The 16,805-nt window shown below is 61.5% G+C and carries 17 protein-coding genes; all 17 read left to right on the top strand.

All coding sequences use genetic code 11. From position 1 onward, the window contains the following. Positions 1–14 precede the first annotated feature (14 nt). Positions 15–410, top strand: coding sequence for a flagellar export chaperone FliS (fliS, locus tag BLO80_RS19585; RefSeq protein ID WP_092331767.1), 396 nt, complete (start codon positions 15–17; stop codon positions 408–410). Between the two features lie 11 nt (positions 411–421). Further along, on the top strand, positions 422–718 hold the full coding sequence (locus BLO80_RS19580; RefSeq protein ID WP_092331770.1) for a flagellar protein FliT: 297 nt from the start codon (positions 422–424) through the stop codon (positions 716–718). A gap of 169 nt (positions 719–887) precedes the next feature. Then, complete coding sequence (locus BLO80_RS19575) at positions 888–2,363, top strand: sigma-54 dependent transcriptional regulator (RefSeq protein ID WP_003199076.1); 1,476 nt, start codon at positions 888–890, stop codon at positions 2,361–2,363. A 110-nt stretch (positions 2,364–2,473) separates the two neighbouring features. Then, on the top strand, positions 2,474–3,682 hold the full coding sequence (locus BLO80_RS19570; RefSeq protein WP_092331772.1) for a sensor histidine kinase: 1,209 nt from the start codon (positions 2,474–2,476) through the stop codon (positions 3,680–3,682). Positions 3,683–3,687: 5 nt separating this feature from the next. Next, positions 3,688–5,082, top strand: a complete 1,395-nt coding sequence (fleR, locus tag BLO80_RS19565) for a sigma-54-dependent response regulator transcription factor FleR (RefSeq protein WP_092331776.1) — start codon at positions 3,688–3,690, stop codon at positions 5,080–5,082. Positions 5,083–5,304: 222 nt separating this feature from the next. After that, complete coding sequence (fliE, locus tag BLO80_RS19560) at positions 5,305–5,631, top strand: flagellar hook-basal body complex protein FliE (protein WP_003199082.1); 327 nt, start codon at positions 5,305–5,307, stop codon at positions 5,629–5,631. Between the two features lie 15 nt (positions 5,632–5,646). Next, the gene (gene fliF / locus BLO80_RS19555; RefSeq protein ID WP_092331779.1) at positions 5,647–7,431 is read left to right on the top strand and encodes a flagellar basal-body MS-ring/collar protein FliF; all 1,785 of its coding nucleotides are present in this window, start codon (positions 5,647–5,649) and stop codon (positions 7,429–7,431) included. Beyond that, positions 7,424–8,443, top strand: coding sequence for a flagellar motor switch protein FliG (fliG, locus tag BLO80_RS19550; RefSeq protein ID WP_003199086.1), 1,020 nt, complete (start codon positions 7,424–7,426; stop codon positions 8,441–8,443). Before fliF ends, fliG begins: the two co-directional genes overlap by 8 nt. Before the next feature lie 7 nt (positions 8,444–8,450). Continuing rightward, complete coding sequence (gene fliH, locus BLO80_RS19545; protein WP_092331781.1) at positions 8,451–9,296, top strand: flagellar assembly protein FliH; 846 nt, start codon at positions 8,451–8,453, stop codon at positions 9,294–9,296. Then, on the top strand, positions 9,286–10,644 hold the full coding sequence (fliI, locus tag BLO80_RS19540) for a flagellar protein export ATPase FliI (RefSeq protein ID WP_092204543.1): 1,359 nt from the start codon (positions 9,286–9,288) through the stop codon (positions 10,642–10,644). The genes fliH and fliI overlap by 11 nt, the downstream gene beginning before the upstream one ends. Before the next feature lie 6 nt (positions 10,645–10,650). Further along, a complete protein-coding gene (fliJ, locus tag BLO80_RS19535; RefSeq protein ID WP_053182982.1) occupies positions 10,651–11,100 on the top strand; it encodes a flagellar export protein FliJ in 450 nt (149 codons plus the stop codon). Between the two features lie 102 nt (positions 11,101–11,202). Then, positions 11,203–11,508: an STAS domain-containing protein gene (locus tag BLO80_RS19530; protein ID WP_072408521.1), complete on the top strand. Its 306-nt coding sequence runs from the start codon at positions 11,203–11,205 to the stop codon at positions 11,506–11,508. Positions 11,509–11,513: 5 nt separating this feature from the next. Further along, the gene (locus BLO80_RS19525; RefSeq protein ID WP_092331785.1) at positions 11,514–13,220 is read left to right on the top strand and encodes an ATP-binding SpoIIE family protein phosphatase; all 1,707 of its coding nucleotides are present in this window, start codon (positions 11,514–11,516) and stop codon (positions 13,218–13,220) included. Positions 13,221–13,251: 31 nt separating this feature from the next. Further along, on the top strand, positions 13,252–13,596 hold the full coding sequence (locus tag BLO80_RS19520) for an Hpt domain-containing protein (RefSeq protein WP_092331788.1): 345 nt from the start codon (positions 13,252–13,254) through the stop codon (positions 13,594–13,596). Positions 13,597–13,684: 88 nt separating this feature from the next. Next, positions 13,685–15,058 (top strand): flagellar hook-length control protein FliK, encoded by a 1,374-nt coding sequence (locus BLO80_RS19515; RefSeq protein WP_092331790.1) that lies wholly within the window; start codon positions 13,685–13,687, stop codon positions 15,056–15,058. A gap of 232 nt (positions 15,059–15,290) precedes the next feature. Next, positions 15,291–15,794 (top strand): flagellar basal body-associated protein FliL, encoded by a 504-nt coding sequence (gene fliL / locus BLO80_RS19510; RefSeq protein WP_092204548.1) that lies wholly within the window; start codon positions 15,291–15,293, stop codon positions 15,792–15,794. A 9-nt stretch (positions 15,795–15,803) separates the two neighbouring features. Next, positions 15,804–16,772 (top strand): flagellar motor switch protein FliM, encoded by a 969-nt coding sequence (fliM, locus tag BLO80_RS19505; RefSeq protein ID WP_053120288.1) that lies wholly within the window; start codon positions 15,804–15,806, stop codon positions 16,770–16,772. Positions 16,773–16,805 lie beyond the last annotated feature (33 nt).

Here is a 16,805-nt window from a genome sequence, read left to right as displayed (position 1 = left end):
TGATGAGGTAGAACATGAATCCGATGTTGGCCCTTCGCCAATACCAGAAGATTGGTGCCCACGCACAAACCTCCGAAGCAAGTCCTCACCGTCTTGTGCAGATGCTTATGGAAGGTGGGCTGGATCGTATCGCCCAGGCCAAGGGCGCGATGGAGCGCAAGGATATTGCAAACAGAGGCATTCTGATCAGCAAGGCCATCGGCATTGTCGGTGGTTTGCGTGAAGGCCTGGACCTGGAAAACCAGGCCGAGTCGGTCACCGAACTGGATGCTCTTTACGCCTACATGATGAAACGCCTGGCAGAAGCCAACGTCAAGGCCGATCCGAAGATCCTCGACGAAGTCGCCGATCTGCTTCGTACGGTCAAGGAAGGCTGGGATGCCATTGCCGCGCCTGGTCCGCAATTCTAAGGAGTGCTCTCATGAGTCTTGTCCTGCAGCGAATCGAACAAACCCGTGATGCCTTGGTTGATGCGCTGGCCGAGCGAAACTGGGAGGCCATCGGACAATTGGACCTGGCCTGCCGTTCCTGCATGGAAGACGTCCTGAGCGAGTCCGAGGTGGATGAGGCGGCGTTGCGTAATAATCTTGAGGAGTTGCTGGGGGTGTACCGGCAATTGCTGGAGGCGGCCACAGGAGAGCGTCAGGCGATCGTCGACGAGATGCAACAGATCCATCAAGCACAGAGCGCCGCAAAGGTTTACCATCTGTTCGGTTAATACTCAGTTAATCCGAGTCCGTTGCGCCATAAATTTGACTGTGCACGGTTTTTTGACTTAACTAGTAGCTGTTTACAGATTTGAGGCGTCTACAGGCATGACAAGTCTGCAAGCGTCTAGCTTGCCCCCTAATTTCGGGCATTGGGTTGACTAGGGAAGTTGCTATTGCATGTGGCGTGAAACCAAAATTCTGCTGATCGATGACGATAGCGTTCGGCGCCGCGACCTGGCGGTGATCCTGAATTTTCTTGGCGAAGAAAATTTACCCTGCGGAAGCCATGATTGGCAGCAGGCTGTCGGCTCATTGTCGTCCAGTCGTGAAGTCATCTGTGTCCTTATCGGGACCGTAAATGCTCCCGCAACGCTTTTGGGCTTGCTAAAGACACTCTCGACCTGGGATGAGTTCCTTCCGGTTTTGTTAATGGGCGAAAATTCTTCCCTTGACTTGCCTGAAGACCAGCGCCGTCGGGTACTTTCCACGCTCGAAATGCCGCCCAGCTACAGCAAGCTGCTCGATTCGCTGCACCGCGCGCAGGTTTATCGCGAGATGTACGATCAGGCCCGCGAGCGCGGCAGGCACCGCGAACCCAACCTGTTCCGCAGCCTCGTCGGCACCAGCCGGGCGATCCAGCATGTGCGCCAGATGATGCAGCAGGTCGCCGATACCGACGCCAGCGTGCTGATCCTGGGCGAGTCGGGCACCGGCAAGGAAGTGGTCGCGCGCAACCTGCATTACCACTCCAAGCGTCGCGAAGCGCCGTTCGTGCCAGTCAACTGTGGCGCGATCCCGGCCGAGTTGCTGGAAAGCGAACTGTTTGGCCATGAGAAAGGTGCTTTCACCGGCGCGATCACCAGTCGCGCCGGGCGTTTCGAACTGGCCAACGGCGGTACGCTGTTTCTCGACGAGATCGGCGACATGCCGTTGCCGATGCAGGTCAAGCTGTTGCGGGTCCTGCAGGAGCGCACCTTCGAGCGCGTGGGCAGCAACAAGACCCAGAGTGTCGATGTGCGCATCATTGCCGCCACGCACAAGAACCTCGAGAGCATGATCGAGGTCGGCAGTTTCCGCGAAGACCTCTATTACCGCCTCAATGTTTTCCCGATCGAAATGGCGCCACTGCGTGAGCGCGTCGAAGACATCCCGTTGCTGATGAACGAACTGATCTCGCGCATGGAACATGAAAAGCGCGGTTCGATCCGCTTCAATTCGGCGGCGATCATGTCCCTGTGTCGCCATGGTTGGCCGGGCAACGTCCGTGAGCTGGCCAACCTGGTGGAGCGCATGGCGATCATGCACCCGTACGGGGTGATCGGCGTGAATGAGTTGCCGAAGAAATTCCGCTACGTCGACGACGAAGACGAGCAAATGGTCGACAGCCTGCGCAGTGACCTGGAGGAGCGGGTGGCGATCAACGGCCACACGCCGGACTTTACCGCCAATGCCTTGTTGCCGCCCGAAGGCCTGGATCTCAAGGATTACCTGGGGGGGCTTGAACAAGGGCTGATCCAGCAGGCGCTGGACGATGCCAACGGTATCGTGGCCCGCGCGGCAGAACGCCTGCGCATCCGTCGCACCACTCTGGTGGAGAAGATGCGCAAGTACGGCATGAGCCGTCGCGAAGGAGATGAACAGGCGGATGATTGACGCCTGTTTTCCAACCGCCTGATTTTCAGGCGGTTTTTTTTCGGCACGGGTATTGCTATAGCCCTCGCAACGTTCCGTTTAACTGACGGTCAGCCAAGCGAGAGAGCACGATGACCCAAGCCGCCCAGATGTCTCCTGTCCCCGAACCGGGACACATGCCGTCCGCCGAACAGGCAAGCCGGCTTGGACTTGAGCAGGCATTTTCGCTGTTCAGCCAGATGTCCAGCCAATTGACGGATTCCTACAGCCTGCTCGAAGCCCGGGTCACCGAGCTCAAGGGCGAGCTGGCCGTGGTCAGCGCCCAGCGCATGCAGGAGCTGGCGGAAAAGGAACGCCTGGCCAATCGCCTGCAAAATCTCCTCGACCTGTTGCCCGGTGGCGTGATCGTCATCGACGCCCACGGCCGTGTGCGCGAAGCCAACCCGGCGGCCTGCGAGTTGCTCGGCCTGCCCTTGGAAGGCGAGCTGTGGCGGCACGTCATCGCCCGCTGCTTTGCGCCCCGGGACGACGACGGCCATGAAGTGTCCCTCAAGGACGGTCGGCGCCTGTCCATCTCGACACGCTCGCTGGACGCCGAGCCTGGGCAGTTGGTGCTGCTCAATGACTTGACTGAAACCCGTCACCTGCAAGACCAGTTGGCTCGCCACGAGCGCCTGTCCTCCCTGGGGCGGATGGTGGCCTCGCTGGCCCACCAGATTCGCACGCCGCTGTCCGCCGCGCTGCTCTATGCCAGTCACCTGACCGAGCAGCAATTGCCGATGGAAACCCAGCAACGCTTCGCCGGACGCTTGAAAGAGCGCCTGCACGAACTGGAGCATCAGGTGCGGGACATGCTGGTGTTCGCTCGCGGCGAGCTGCCGTTGACCGACCGTGTCACCCCCAAGGCCTTGTTGCAATCGCTGCAGGCCGCGGCGTTGACTCATGTGCAGGAGCTGCCGATCCGCTGGCAGTGCGACAGCCATGTCGGTGAAGTGTTGTGCAACCGCGACACACTGGTGGGCGCGGTGTTGAATCTCATCGAAAACGCGATCCAGGCCAGCGGCGGCGACGTCCGGCTGAAAGTGCACTTGTACACACGCGACAACACCTTGCGCCTGTCCGTCAGCGACAACGGCAGCGGTATCGAGCCGGCCGTGCTGGCGCGCCTGGGCGAGCCATTCTTTACCACCAAGACCACCGGCACGGGCCTGGGCCTGACCGTGGTCAAGGCCGTGGCCCGTGCTCATCAGGGAGAATTGCAATTGCGCTCGCGGTTGGGCCGTGGCACGTGTGCGACGGTGTGTTTGCCGCTGTTTTCCAATGCGCCAGGGGTGGAGTGAAAGCAATGGCGATCAAGGTGTTGCTGGTTGAGGATGACCGGGCCCTGCGCGAGGCGCTGGCCGATACCCTGGTGCTGGCCGGGCACGACTACGCCGCCGTCGGTTCGGCGGAGGAAGCGCTGCTGGCGGTGGGCCGGGAAGCGTTCAGCCTGGTGGTCAGTGACGTCAACATGCCGGGCATGGACGGCCATCAATTGCTCGGCCTGTTACGTGCCCGTCAGCCGCAACTGCCCGTCTTGCTGATGACCGCTCACGGCGCCGTCGAGCGAGCGGTGGACGCCATGCGCCAGGGTGCGGCGGATTACCTGGTCAAGCCGTTCGAGCCAAAGGCACTGCTGGATCTGGTCGCGCGCCATGCCTTGGGTAGTCTCGCGGTCGAGGGCGAAGGCCCGGTGGCCATCGAACCGGCCAGTGCGCAACTGCTGGAATTGGCCGCACGGGTCGCTCGCAGTGATTCAACCGTGTTGATTTCCGGCGAGTCCGGTACGGGCAAGGAAGTGCTGGCCCGCTACATCCATCAACAATCCCGGCGTGCCGGGGAACCGTTCATTGCCATCAATTGCGCGGCGATTCCCGACAACATGCTCGAGGCGACCTTGTTCGGCCACGAAAAGGGTTCGTTCACCGGCGCCATCGCGGCCCAGGCCGGCAAGTTCGAGCAGGCCGACGGTGGCACGATCCTGCTCGATGAAATTTCCGAAATGCCGTTGGGCCTGCAAGCCAAGCTATTGCGGGTATTGCAGGAGCGGGAAGTGGAGCGGGTGGGGGCGCGCAAGCCCATCAGCCTGGACATTCGCGTAGTGGCGACCACCAACCGCGACCTGGCCGGCGAAGTGGCGGCGGGGCGTTTCCGTGAAGACCTCTATTACCGTCTATCGGTGTTCCCGCTCGCCTGGCGTCCGTTGCGCGAGCGTACCGCCGATATCCTGCCGCTGGCCGAGCGCCTGCTGAACAAACACGTCAATAAAATGAAGCACGCGGCGGCACGGCTTTCAGCCGAGGCCCGGGCCTGTCTGATTGCCTACCCGTGGCCGGGCAATGTCCGAGAGCTGGATAACGCCATTCAGCGGGCGTTGATCCTGCAACAGGGCGGTTTGATTCAGCCGGAGGATTTCTGCCTGGCCGGTCCGGTGGCCTGCGCGCCATTGCCCGCATTGGCACCGCCACCGACCGCAACCCCCATGCCGCCGATGGACGTCGAGGGCGACTCGGTCGGCGCCTTGGGCGATGACCTGCGGCGTCGCGAGTTCCAGATGATCATCGACACCCTGCGTGCCGAACGCGGTCGTCGCAAGGAGGCCGCCGAACGCCTGGGGATCAGCCCGCGCACCCTGCGCTACAAGTTGGCGCAAATGCGTGACGCCGGCATGGATGTCGAGGCTTATCTGTTCGCCAGTTGAATAAGCACCAAAAACCCCTGTGGGAGCGAGCTTGCTCGCGATAGCGGTGGGTCAGTCAAGCCGAGGTCGGATGTGGTGGGGTATCGCGAGCAGGCTCGCTCCCACAAGGGCTTGTGCGCGCATTTGTTTTCCATCGCCATGGAGCTGGCACCCTTGTTGCTAATACCTGAATACCCGCTGAGTAAGTGTCAAAAAAATGCGGGCCGCCAGAGAGAATAGACCATGAGCCAAGGTATTGAATTTAATCGGTTGATGTTGGACATGCGGGCCATGCAAATGGACGCCATGGCCCAGCCTAAATCGGTCGCGGTCCCCCAGGTGGGTGGCAGCAGCTTTTCCGACATGCTCGGTCAGGCCGTCAATAAAGTGAACGATACCCAGCAGGCGTCGAACCAGTTGGCCAGTGCTTTCGAGATTGGCAAAAGTGGCGTCGACCTGACGGACGTAATGATCTCCTCGCAGAAAGCCAGTGTCTCGTTTCAGGCGTTGACCCAGGTTCGCAACAAACTGGTTCAAGCCTACCAAGACATCATGCAGATGCCGGTTTAAGGAAATTATTGAGTCATGGCAGAAGCAGCCGTTGATAACGTTCCAGCCAAGGCCACTCCGGTAGACGGCAAACCGCCGTTGTTCGGCCTGTCCTTCCTGGAAAATCTCTCCGAGATGACCATGCTGCGTCAGGTTGGCCTGTTGGTCGGCCTGGCTGCCAGCGTGGCGATTGGTTTTGCCGTGGTGCTGTGGTCCCAGCAGCCGGACTATCGTCCGCTGTATGGCAGCCTGGCGGGCATGGACGCCAAGCAAGTCATGGAGACCCTGGCTTCCGCCGACATTCCTTACACCGTTGAACCCAATTCCGGTGCCTTGCTGGTCAAGGCCGATGACGTCGCTCGTGCGCGCCTCAAGCTCGCCGCGGCCGGCGTGACGCCGACCGATGGCAACATCGGTTTCGAGATCCTCGACAAGGACCAGGGCCTGGGCACCAGCCAATTCATGGAAGCGACCCGTTATCGTCGCGGCCTGGAAGGTGAGCTGGCGCGGACCATTTCCAGCCTGAACAACGTCAAGGGTGCCCGGGTGCATCTGGCGATCCCGAAAAGCTCGGTGTTCGTGCGCGACGAGCGCAAGCCCAGTGCTTCGGTATTGGTCGAGCTGTATTCGGGCCGTTCCCTGGAGCCAGGCCAGGTCGTGGCCATCGTCAATCTGGTGGCGACCAGCGTACCCGAACTGAGCAAATCGCAGATCACCGTGGTCGACCAGAAGGGCAACCTGCTGTCCGACCAGGCGGAAAACTCCGAACTGACCATGGCCGGCAAGCAATTCGATTACAGCCGTCGCATGGAAGGCATGCTGACCCAGCGGGTGCACAACATCCTGCAACCGATCCTGGGTAACGATCGCTATAAAGCCGAAGTGTCGGCCGATGTCGACTTCAGCGCCGTCGAGTCCACTTCCGAGCAGTTCAACCCGGATCAGCCGGCGTTGCGCAGCGAGCAGTCGGTGAATGAACAACGCACCGCCAGCAATGGCCCGCAAGGCGTCCCGGGTGCCCTGAGCAACCAGCCGCCGTCGCCGGCCAGCGCGCCGCAAACCACCGGTGGCGCCACGGCCGCCGCCGGCATGGTGCAGCCAGGCCAGCCGCTGATCGATGCCAATGGCCAGCAGATCATGGACCCGGCCACCGGCCAGCCGATGCTGGCGCCGTACCCGGCCGACAAGCGTCAGCAGTCGACCAAGAACTTCGAGCTCGATCGTTCCATCAGCCACACCAAGCAACAACAGGGCCGTTTGAATCGCCTGTCGGTTGCGGTAGTGGTGGACGATCAGGTCAAGGTCAACCCGGCCAACGGCGAAACCAGCCGTGCGCCATGGAGCGCCGACGAATTGGCGCGCTTTACCCGCCTGGTGCAGGACGCCGTCGGTTTCGACGCCAGCCGCGGCGACAGTGTCAGCGTGATCAACGTGCCGTTCTCTTCTGAGCGTGGTGAGGTGATTGCCGATATTCCGTTTTATTCGCAACCCTGGTTCTGGGATGTGGTCAAGCAAGTACTGGGTGTGCTGTTTATCCTGATACTGGTGTTCGGCGTACTGCGTCCGGTGCTCAATAACATCACCAATGGCGGCAGGAACAAGCAGTTGGCCGGCTTGGGTGATGTGGAGCTGGGCGGCATGGGCGGCCTGGATGGCGAATTGGCCAATGATCGCGTCAGCCTCGGCGGGCCGCAGAGCATTCTGCTGCCAAGCCCGAGCGAAGGCTATGACGCTCAGTTGAACGCTATCAAGAGTCTGGTGGCAGAAGACCCGGGTCGTGTGGCCCAGGTCGTGAAAGAGTGGATTAACGCAGATGAGTGATAATCGAGCCGCTGTTGCCAAATTGTCCCGGGTCGACAAAGCCGCGATCCTGCTGCTGTCCCTGGGGTCGACCGACGCCGCCCAGGTGCTGCGCCACATGGGGCCCAAGGAGGTCCAGCGTGTGGGCGTGGCCATGGCGCAGATGGGCAACGTACACCGTGAGCAGGTCGAGCAGGTGATGAGCGAGTTCGTCGACATCGTCGGCGATCAGACCAGCCTGGGCGTGGGTTCCGACGACTACGTGCGCAAGATGCTCACCCAGGCACTGGGCGAGGACAAGGCCAACGGCCTCATCGACCGGATCCTGCTGGGTGGCAATACCAGCGGCCTGGACAGCCTCAAGTGGATGGAGCCGCGGGCGGTTGCCGACGTGATCCGTTACGAGCATCCGCAGATCCAGGCGATCGTGGTGGCTTACCTCGACCCGGACCAGGCTGGCGAAGTGCTGGGCAACTTCGACCACAAGGTGCGCCTGGACATCATCCTGCGCGTTTCTTCGCTCAATACCGTGCAGCCGGCGGCCCTGAAAGAATTGAACCAGATTCTCGAGAAGCAGTTCTCGGGCAACTCCAATGCCTCGCGCACCACCCTGGGTGGTATCAAGCGTGCGGCGGACATCATGAACTTCCTCGACAGCTCGATCGAAGGCCAGTTGATGGACTCGATCCGCGAATTCGACGAAGACCTGTCCGGTCAGATCGAAGACCTCATGTTCGTGTTCAACAACCTGTCCGATGTCGACGATCGTGGCATCCAGGCCCTGTTGCGCGAAGTGTCGTCCGACGTGCTGGTACTGGCCCTCAAGGGCTCGGACGAAGGCGTCAAGGAAAAAATCTTCAAGAACATGTCCAAACGAGCGGCCGAACTGTTGCGCGACGACCTCGAGGCCAAGGGCCCGGTGCGCGTCAGCGATGTGGAAACCGCACAGAAGGAAATCCTCACCATCGCCCGCCGCATGGCCGAAGCCGGGGAGATCGTTCTCGGTGGCAAGGGCGGCGAAGAGATGATCTAAGGTCGTTATGTCTGCCAAGAGTGATGAAGCCCCCAGCGACCTGATCCGCGCCCGGGACGTCGGTGGTTTCGACGTCTGGTCGCTGCCCAGCTTCGACCCCCACGTGCCCGAGCCTGAGCCGGAGCCGGTGGAAGAGCTGCCGGAAATGGAGGAGGTGCCGCTGGAAGAAGTCCAGCCGCTGACCCTCGAGGAAGTCGAGAGCATTCGCCAGCAAGCCTATAACGAAGGCTTTGCCGTGGGTGAAAAGGAAGGCTTCCACAGCACCACGCTCAAGGTTCGCCAGGAAGCCGATGTGGCGCTGACGGCCAAGCTCCGTGCGCTGGAATCACTGATGCTCAACCTGTTCGACCCCATCGCCGAGCAGGACAGCCAGATCGAGAAATCCCTGGTGGGCCTGGTGCAACACGTCGCCAAGCAAGTGATCCAGCGCGAACTGGCCATCGATTCGAGCCAGATCGAACACGTCATGCGTGAAGCGCTCAAGTTGTTGCCGTTGGGTGTGGGTAACGTGCGGTTGTACATCAATCCCCAGGACTTCGAACTGGTCAAGGCCCTGCGCGAGCGCCATGAAGAAACCTGGCGCATCGTCGAGGACGCGGCGTTGCTGCCGGGCGGTTGCCGGGTGGAAACCGAACACAGCCGCATCGACGCCACTGTCGAAACCCGCATCAGCCAGATCATGGCCAAGTTATTCGACCAACTGCACGAACAGGCCCTGCATCCGGCCGCCGCCGACCTGAGCCTGGAGTTGCCGGACGATCCCCTGATCAGTGCCGATGCCACGCCGGCCGATGTGGAACTGGAGCTGCCTGAATTGGACGCTTCTGTACCGGACAACCGCGATGCGCCTTGAGCGAACCAGTTTCGGCAAGCGCCTGGGCAGCTACGCCGAGGCCAGTGAGCTGGCCGGCCAACCGATCCTGGAAGGTCGCCTGCTGCGCATGGTCGGCCTGACCCTCGAAGCCGAGGGCCTGCGTGCCGCCATGGGCAGCCGCTGCATGGTGATCAACGACGACAGCTACCACCCGGTGCAGGTCGAAGCCGAGGTCATGGGCTTCTCCGGCAGCAAGGTCTTCTTGATGCCGGTGGGCAGCGTCGCCGGTATCGCGCCCGGCGCGCGCGTCGTGCCCCTGGCCGACAACGGTCGCCTGCCCATGGGCATGAGCATGCTCGGGCGCGTGCTGGACGGGGCCGGGCGCGCCCTGGATGGCAAGGGCGGCATGAAGGCCGAAGATTGGGTGCCGATGGACGGCCCGACGATCAACCCCCTCAAGCGTGACCCCATCAGCATGCCGCTGGACGTGGGTATCCGTTGCATCAACGGTTTATTGACGGTCGGTCGCGGCCAACGTCTGGGCCTGTTCGCCGGTACCGGCGTGGGTAAGAGTGTGCTGTTGGGCATGATGACCCGCTTCACCGAAGCCGACATCATTGTGGTGGGGCTGATCGGTGAACGGGGCCGTGAGGTCAAGGAGTTCATCGAGCACATCCTCGGCGAGGAAGGGCTCAAGCGTTCGGTGGTGGTGGCTTCGCCTGCGGACGATGCGCCGTTGATGCGGCTGCGGGCCGCCATGTATTGCACGCGCATTGCCGAGTATTTCCGCGACAAGGGCAAGAACGTCCTGTTGCTGATGGATTCGCTGACCCGTTTCGCCCAGGCCCAGCGGGAAATCGCCCTGGCCATCGGCGAACCGCCGGCCACCAAGGGCTATCCGCCCTCGGTCTTTGCCAAGCTGCCGAAACTGGTCGAGCGCGCTGGCAACGCGGAAAAAGGCGGTGGTTCGATCACCGCGTTCTATACCGTGCTGTCCGAAGGCGATGACCAGCAAGACCCCATCGCCGACTCGGCCCGGGGTGTGCTCGACGGTCACATCGTGCTGTCCAGGCGCCTGGCCGAAGAAGGTCACTACCCGGCCATCGACATCGAGGCTTCCATTAGCCGGGTCATGCCGTCGGTGATCAGTGCCGAGCACATGAAACGGGCCCAGCAGTTCAAGCAGTACTGGTCGCGCTACCAGCAAAGCCGTGACCTGATCAGCGTCGGTGCCTATGTGCCCGGCGGTGACCGCGAGACCGACACCGCCATCAGTCTTTACCCGGCCATGGCCGTCTACCTGCGCCAAAGCTTGAACGACAACATCGGCATGGGTGCCAGCGAGGCGCACTTGCAGACTATTTTCGCTCCGGTCTCGGGCACGTAACCGGCCATGGCCACAAGTCGTGCGGCGCGCCTGGCACCCGTGGTGGACATGGCGGAAAAAGCCGAGAAGACCGCTGTCCAGCGACTGGCGTATTTCCAGGGACAAGTGGCCGTTGCCGAGAGCAAGCTGGCAGACCTGGAAAACTTTCGACTCGAATACCAGGAGCAGTGGATTGCCCGAGGCAGCCACGGGGTTTCCGGGCAATGGTTGCTGGGTTACCAGGGGTTCCTGGCACAGCTGGGCACCGCCATCGACCAGCAGCGCCAGAGCCTGGTCTGGCACCAGAACAACCTGGAGAAGGCTCGCCAGAGCTGGCAAGAGGCGTTTGCCCGAGTCGAAGGGCTGCGCAAACTGGTGCAGCGTTATATCGATGAAGCGCGACAGTTGGAAGACAAGCGCGAACAGAAACTGCTCGATGAATTGTCCCAGCGCCTGCCGCGACAGAACCCCTACTGATGCGAAATGAGGATTTTGTCGGATGAACGAGGCAAAACCTTGCTCAGACCTTTACCAGATGCTACACCTTGTACACGTATGTCCATGACAAGGAAGCCGATCATGTCAGTCGTTACCGAAGTATCCCCCGATGGGCATAAGCTGACGATTTCGATCAAGGGTCGATTCGATTTCGGGCGGCATCAGGAGTTTCGTGAGTCCTATGAGCGGCTCGATACGAAACCCGAGTCCATCGTGGTGGATTTGAAGGAAGCCACTTATCTCGACAGTTCCGCCTTGGGCATGCTCCTGCTGTTGCGCGATCATGCTGGCGGCGATGAGTCGGATATCCGGGTCGTCAACAGCAGTTCCGACGTCAAGAAAATCCTCGCGATCTCCAATTTCGACAAGCTGTTCGACATCAGTTGATCGCCATGCAATCGTCGTCGGAGCCACTGACGGTCCTGATTGCCGAAGACAGTGCCGCTGATCGACTGCTGTTGTCGACCATTGTCCGCCGCCAGGGTCACCACGTGCTCACTGCGGCCAATGGCGCCGAAGCGGTCGATATCTATATGGAACAGCGTCCGCACCTGGTGCTGATGGACGCGATGATGCCAGTGATGGACGGCTTCGAAGCCGCACAGAGAATCAAGCAACTGGCTGGGGACCAATTGGTCCCGATCATTTTCCTCACCTCGCTGACGGAGAGCGAAGCCCTGGCCCGTTGCCTGGAAGCGGGCGGCGACGACTTCCTGGCCAAGCCCTACAACCAGGTGATCCTGGCGGCCAAGATCAAGGCCATGGACCGCTTGCGCCGGTTGCAGGCCACGGTGGTGGAGCAGCGCGACCAGATCGCCCGGCACCATGACTATCTACTCAACGAACAACGGGTCGCCAAGGCCGTGTTCGACAAGATCGCCCACTCCGGCTGCCTGAGTGCACCCAACATCCGCTACCTGCAATCGCCCTATGCCTTGTTCAATGGCGACTTGCTGCTGGCCGCGTTCAACCCGGCCGGCGACATGCACATCCTGCTGGGGGATTTCACCGGGCACGGTTTGCCGGCGGCGGTCGGTGCGATGCCGCTGGCGGAAGTGTTCTACGGAATGACGGCCAAGGGCTACGGCCTGGCGCAGATCCTGCGGGAGATGAATGCCAAGCTCAAGCGCATCCTGCCGGTGGATATGTTCTGTTGCGCAACGCTGTTGTGCCTCAGTTTCCAGCGTTGCACGGTGGAGATCTGGAACGGTGGCATGCCCGATGGTTACCTGCATGACAGCCTCAGCGGCGAGCGTACGCCATTGCCGGCGCGGCACTTGCCATTGGGTGTGCTCGCGCCGCACTTGTTCGATGACCGCACCGAGGTGCATTCGATGTCCCTGGGGGACCGAGTGTTCCTGTTGTCCGATGGCGTAATCGAGACCAGTGACCACGATGACCGGCCGTTTGGCGTGGAGCGGTTGCAGCAGGTGTTTTCGGCCAATCGTGAGCCTGACCGTCTCTTCGAGGACATCCAGCAGGCCCTGCGGGATTTTCGCGGTGAGGCCCGTGACGACTTCAGCATGGTCGAGGTGCGACTGGTCGCACCGACGCAACTCAATCCGCCGCCACCGGTCTATTCCGATAGCGGCCAGTCCAGCCCACTGGACTGGTCGGTGAGCTTCGAGTTCCGGGCCCAGACCCTCAAGCGCTTCAACCCGATGCCCTACCTGTTGCAGTTGCTGCTTGAGGTCCATGGGCTCAGGGCCCAGAGTGGCGCCCTTTATAGCGTCATGTCTGAGCTCTACTCCAATGCCCTGGATCACGGGGTGCTGGGGCTCGACTCGAGCCTCAAGCGTGATGCGGCGGGTTTTGCTCGCTACTACAGCGAGCGCAATACACGCCTGGATGAGCTGAGCGACGGTTACGTGCGGGTGCACTTGCACGTTTCGCCAAGCGGCGAGGGTGGTCGCCTGGCCATCGAGGTCGAAGACAGTGGCGAGGGTTTCGATGTCGCCCGGGTGCTGGCACGGCCCGTGGACAGTGATCGGTTGTCGGGGCGCGGCGTGAGCCTGGTGCGCCAGTTGAGCCACCAGGCCCGCTGGTCAGACGATGGTCGTAGTGCGCGCGTGGAGTTTTTCTGGGAGGCTCTGGCATAATTGGCGTCATTCTTGATCAGGGAGCGAACAAGTGAACGACATTCATCTGGACCGCGACGTGCTCAGCACGTTGAAGGAAGTCATGGAGGAGGGGTATCTGGAGTTGCTGGATACGTTTCTCAACGACTCCGAGGCTCGCCTGCGCGTGCTGCATGAAGCGCGGGACGCTGAAAAATTGAGCGCCACCGCCCACAGCTTCAAGGGCAGCAGCAGCAACATGGGCGCCATCCGCCTAGCCGAGCTGTGCGGCGAACTGGAACAGCGTGCCAAGCAACCGTCATTGGGTGGTATCGAGAAACTGGTCAACGAAATCGACAGCGAGTTCGCCCATGTCCGCAAGCTTTGCCGGGAAGAGCGTGAAGGCTTCCACTGCTGAGATTTGACGGCCGGGTAAACGTTGGCCCGTGCCTTGCATTGCCTAGTCTCGACTGTGCAAATGATTCCAGTGCAGCGGAGACCTTTTTATGCCCGTTACCCCCAATTCACTGCTTCAGGCCTCTGTCCAGGCCAAGCCCAAGGTCGCCGTCAATTCACCGGCAGCGGCCCCGGACCTCGGGGATAGAGCCTCCAGCTTCGCTCAAGTCTTCGCCAAGCAAGCGCCTTCCAAAGCGGCGGTGGCCCCGGAGCCCGTGGTGAAATCGGTGCGCGACAAGGCCGCCGATAACACCGTCAAAAAAGACACCGGCAACGAAAGCCCTGCCGCCCCGGAACCGACGGTTGCCGATAGCGGCAAACCCTTGCCCGCGGACAAACCGGCCAGCACCGACGACAAGGCCGCCAGCGATACCAGCGCCGACTCGGCTGAAACGTCCGTGGCGGATGCGGCGCCGGTCGATCCGAGCCTCGATCCTGGCGTGCTGCCGGACATGACGGTGCCGGTCGCGACAGCCCCGGCGGAACCTGCTCCCGTGGCGGTCACGACTGAGGCTCCGGTCGCCACGGCAGTCGCGGCGCCCGTCGTCCCATTGGCCGCCGCGGCCCAGCCTGCGGTCCCGGTCGTCGATCCAGCCTTCGACCCAGAAGCCGACCCTCTCGACGCATTGCCCGCCTTGCGCTTGGCAATGGAGCAGGGCGGTCATGTTTCCGCCACCAGCCAGGCGCAGCCCAAGAGCGCTGCCCCGGTGTCGCTCGACGGTGAGCCGACCTCGGCGCAGACCTTTGCCGCCGGTATGGCCAGCATGCTCAGCGTGCAAGCCGATCAGAACAGCACCGAGTCCGGTAGCCAAGGGGGCGACAAAGCTTTCGGCGGCTTGATCAGCGAGGGCCTCAAGGACCTGGGCGCGGCGTCCAGCGACACCCGCGTGGATGATTTCGCCAACCGCCTGGCCGCGCTGACCCAGGCCGCTACACCCAAAACCGCCAACGCAGTGCCGGTCAACCAACCTATCGCGATGAATCAGAGCGGTTGGACCGAAGAGGTGGTCAACCGAGTGATGTACCTGTCCAGCGTCAATCTCAAGGCGGCCGACATCCAATTGCAGCCCGCGGAGCTCGGACGCCTGGATATCCGGGTGAACATGGTTCCGGACCAGCAGACCCAGGTCACGTTCATGAGTGCCCACTCCGGCGTTCGTGAAGCCCTCGAAGGCCAGTTGCATCGCCTGCGGGACAGTTTTAGCCAGCAGGGCATGGGCCAGGTCGACGTCAGCGTGTCGGATCAGTCCCGGGGTTCGCAGAACCAGGAGCAGCAAGCCCAGCAGCAGGCCCGGGCCGGGCGTACGACGTCATCTGGCGGGCGGGTGGATTCAGCGGAGGAAGCTGGCCCGGTCGGTATCGCTGAAGTGGCCGCCAGTACCACCAGCGTCATTGGCACCAGCGCGGTCGACTACTACGCCTGATCCAACGATGCTCACCCCTGTGGGAGCGAGCTTGCTCGCGATAGCCGATAGTCCAGTCATCCATGCAGAGACTGGTTCATCGCTATCGCGAGCAAGCTCGCTCCCACATTGGTTTCAGGGGGACTGAAGAGCGTATCTGCCCGTCATCCCAGGGACCGACACTTCTGGCATAACACTTGCTCCTGCCTTGCCGTGCAACAGTGAAAACCCCGATTAGTGACGGATTATTGGCATGGCGAAGAGTGAAGCAGCAGCTGTAAAAGACCCTGCAACCAAAGGCAAACTCAAGCTGATCATCATGATCGTGGTGGGTTTGCTCCTGGCGATCGGCGTGTCCGTGGGGGCGACCTGGTATTTCATGCACAGCGCTCAGAGCAAGCCGGCAGCGGCGGTCGAGGCTGCGCCGGTGGGCAAGCAGCCGGCGATTTTCGAACCGATGGCGCCCGCCTTCGTGGCCAACTACACCGTGAACGGTCGTCAACGCTACATGCAGGTCAGCATTACTTTGCAAGGTCGCAACCAGGCTGACCTGGAAGCGCTGCGGGTGCACATGCCGCTGATCCGCAACAACCTGGTGATGCTCTTTTCCGGACAGAATTTCGACACCCTGGCCACGCCCGTCGGCCAGGAAATGCTGCGTCAGAAAGCCACGGCCAGCGTGCAGGAAGTGGCTCAGAAAGAGCTCGGCAAAGTGGTGATCGAACAGTTGCTCTTCACTAACTTCGTATTGCAGTAGGAACACGACATGGCCGTGCAGGACCTGCTGTCCCAGGACGAAATCGACGCGCTGTTGCATGGTGTCGACGACGGTCTGGTACAGACCGAAAACGCTGCTGAACCGGGCAGCGTCAAAAGCTACGACCTGACCAGCCAGGATCGCATCGTTCGCGGACGCATGCCGACCCTGGAAATGATCAACGAGCGTTTCGCCCGGTACACTCGCATCAGCATGTTCAACATGCTGCGCCGCTCGGCCGACGTGGCTGTCGGTGGTGTGCAGGTGATGAAGTTCGGCGAGTACGTGCATTCGTTGTACGTGCCCACCAGCCTCAACCTGGTGAAGATCAAGCCGTTGCGCGGCACCGCGTTGTTCATCCTCGACGCCAAGCTGGTGTTCAAGCTGGTGGACAACTTCTTTGGTGGCGACGGTCGTCACGCCAAGATCGAAGGTCGTGAATTCACCCCGACCGAGCTGCGGGTAGTGCGCATGGTGCTGGAACAGGCCTTCATCGATTTGAAGGAAGCCTGGCAGGCGATCATGGAAGTGAACTTCGAGTACATCAACTCGGAAGTGAACCCGGCCATGGCCAACATCGTCGGGCCGAGCGAAGCCATCGTGGTCTCGACCTTCCACATCGAACTCGATGGCGGTGGCGGCGACCTGCACGTGACCATGCCGTATTCGATGATCGAGCCGGTGCGCGAAATGCTCGACGCCGGTTTCCAGTCGGACCTCGACGACCAGGACGAACGCTGGATCAACGCCTTGCGCCAGGACGTGCTCGACGTCGATGTGCCGATCGGCGCGACAGTCGCCCGGCGCCAGCTGCGTCTGCGGGACATCCTGCACATGCAGCCGGGGGACATCATCCCCGTCGAGATGCCGGAAGATATGATCATGCGCGCCAATGGCGTGCCGGCCTTCAAGGTCAAGATGGGCTCTCACAAAGGCAACCTGGCGTTGCAGGTGATCGAGCCGATCGAACGCCGCTGAGCGGTGTCAACTTCTCAAGTTTGTAACGGATTT

It is taken from the genome of Pseudomonas sp. NFACC56-3 (assembly GCF_900100025.1).
GTDB lineage: Bacteria > Pseudomonadota > Gammaproteobacteria > Pseudomonadales > Pseudomonadaceae > Aquipseudomonas > Aquipseudomonas fluorescens_AA.
This window is presented reverse-complemented; position numbering and strand designations above follow the sequence as displayed.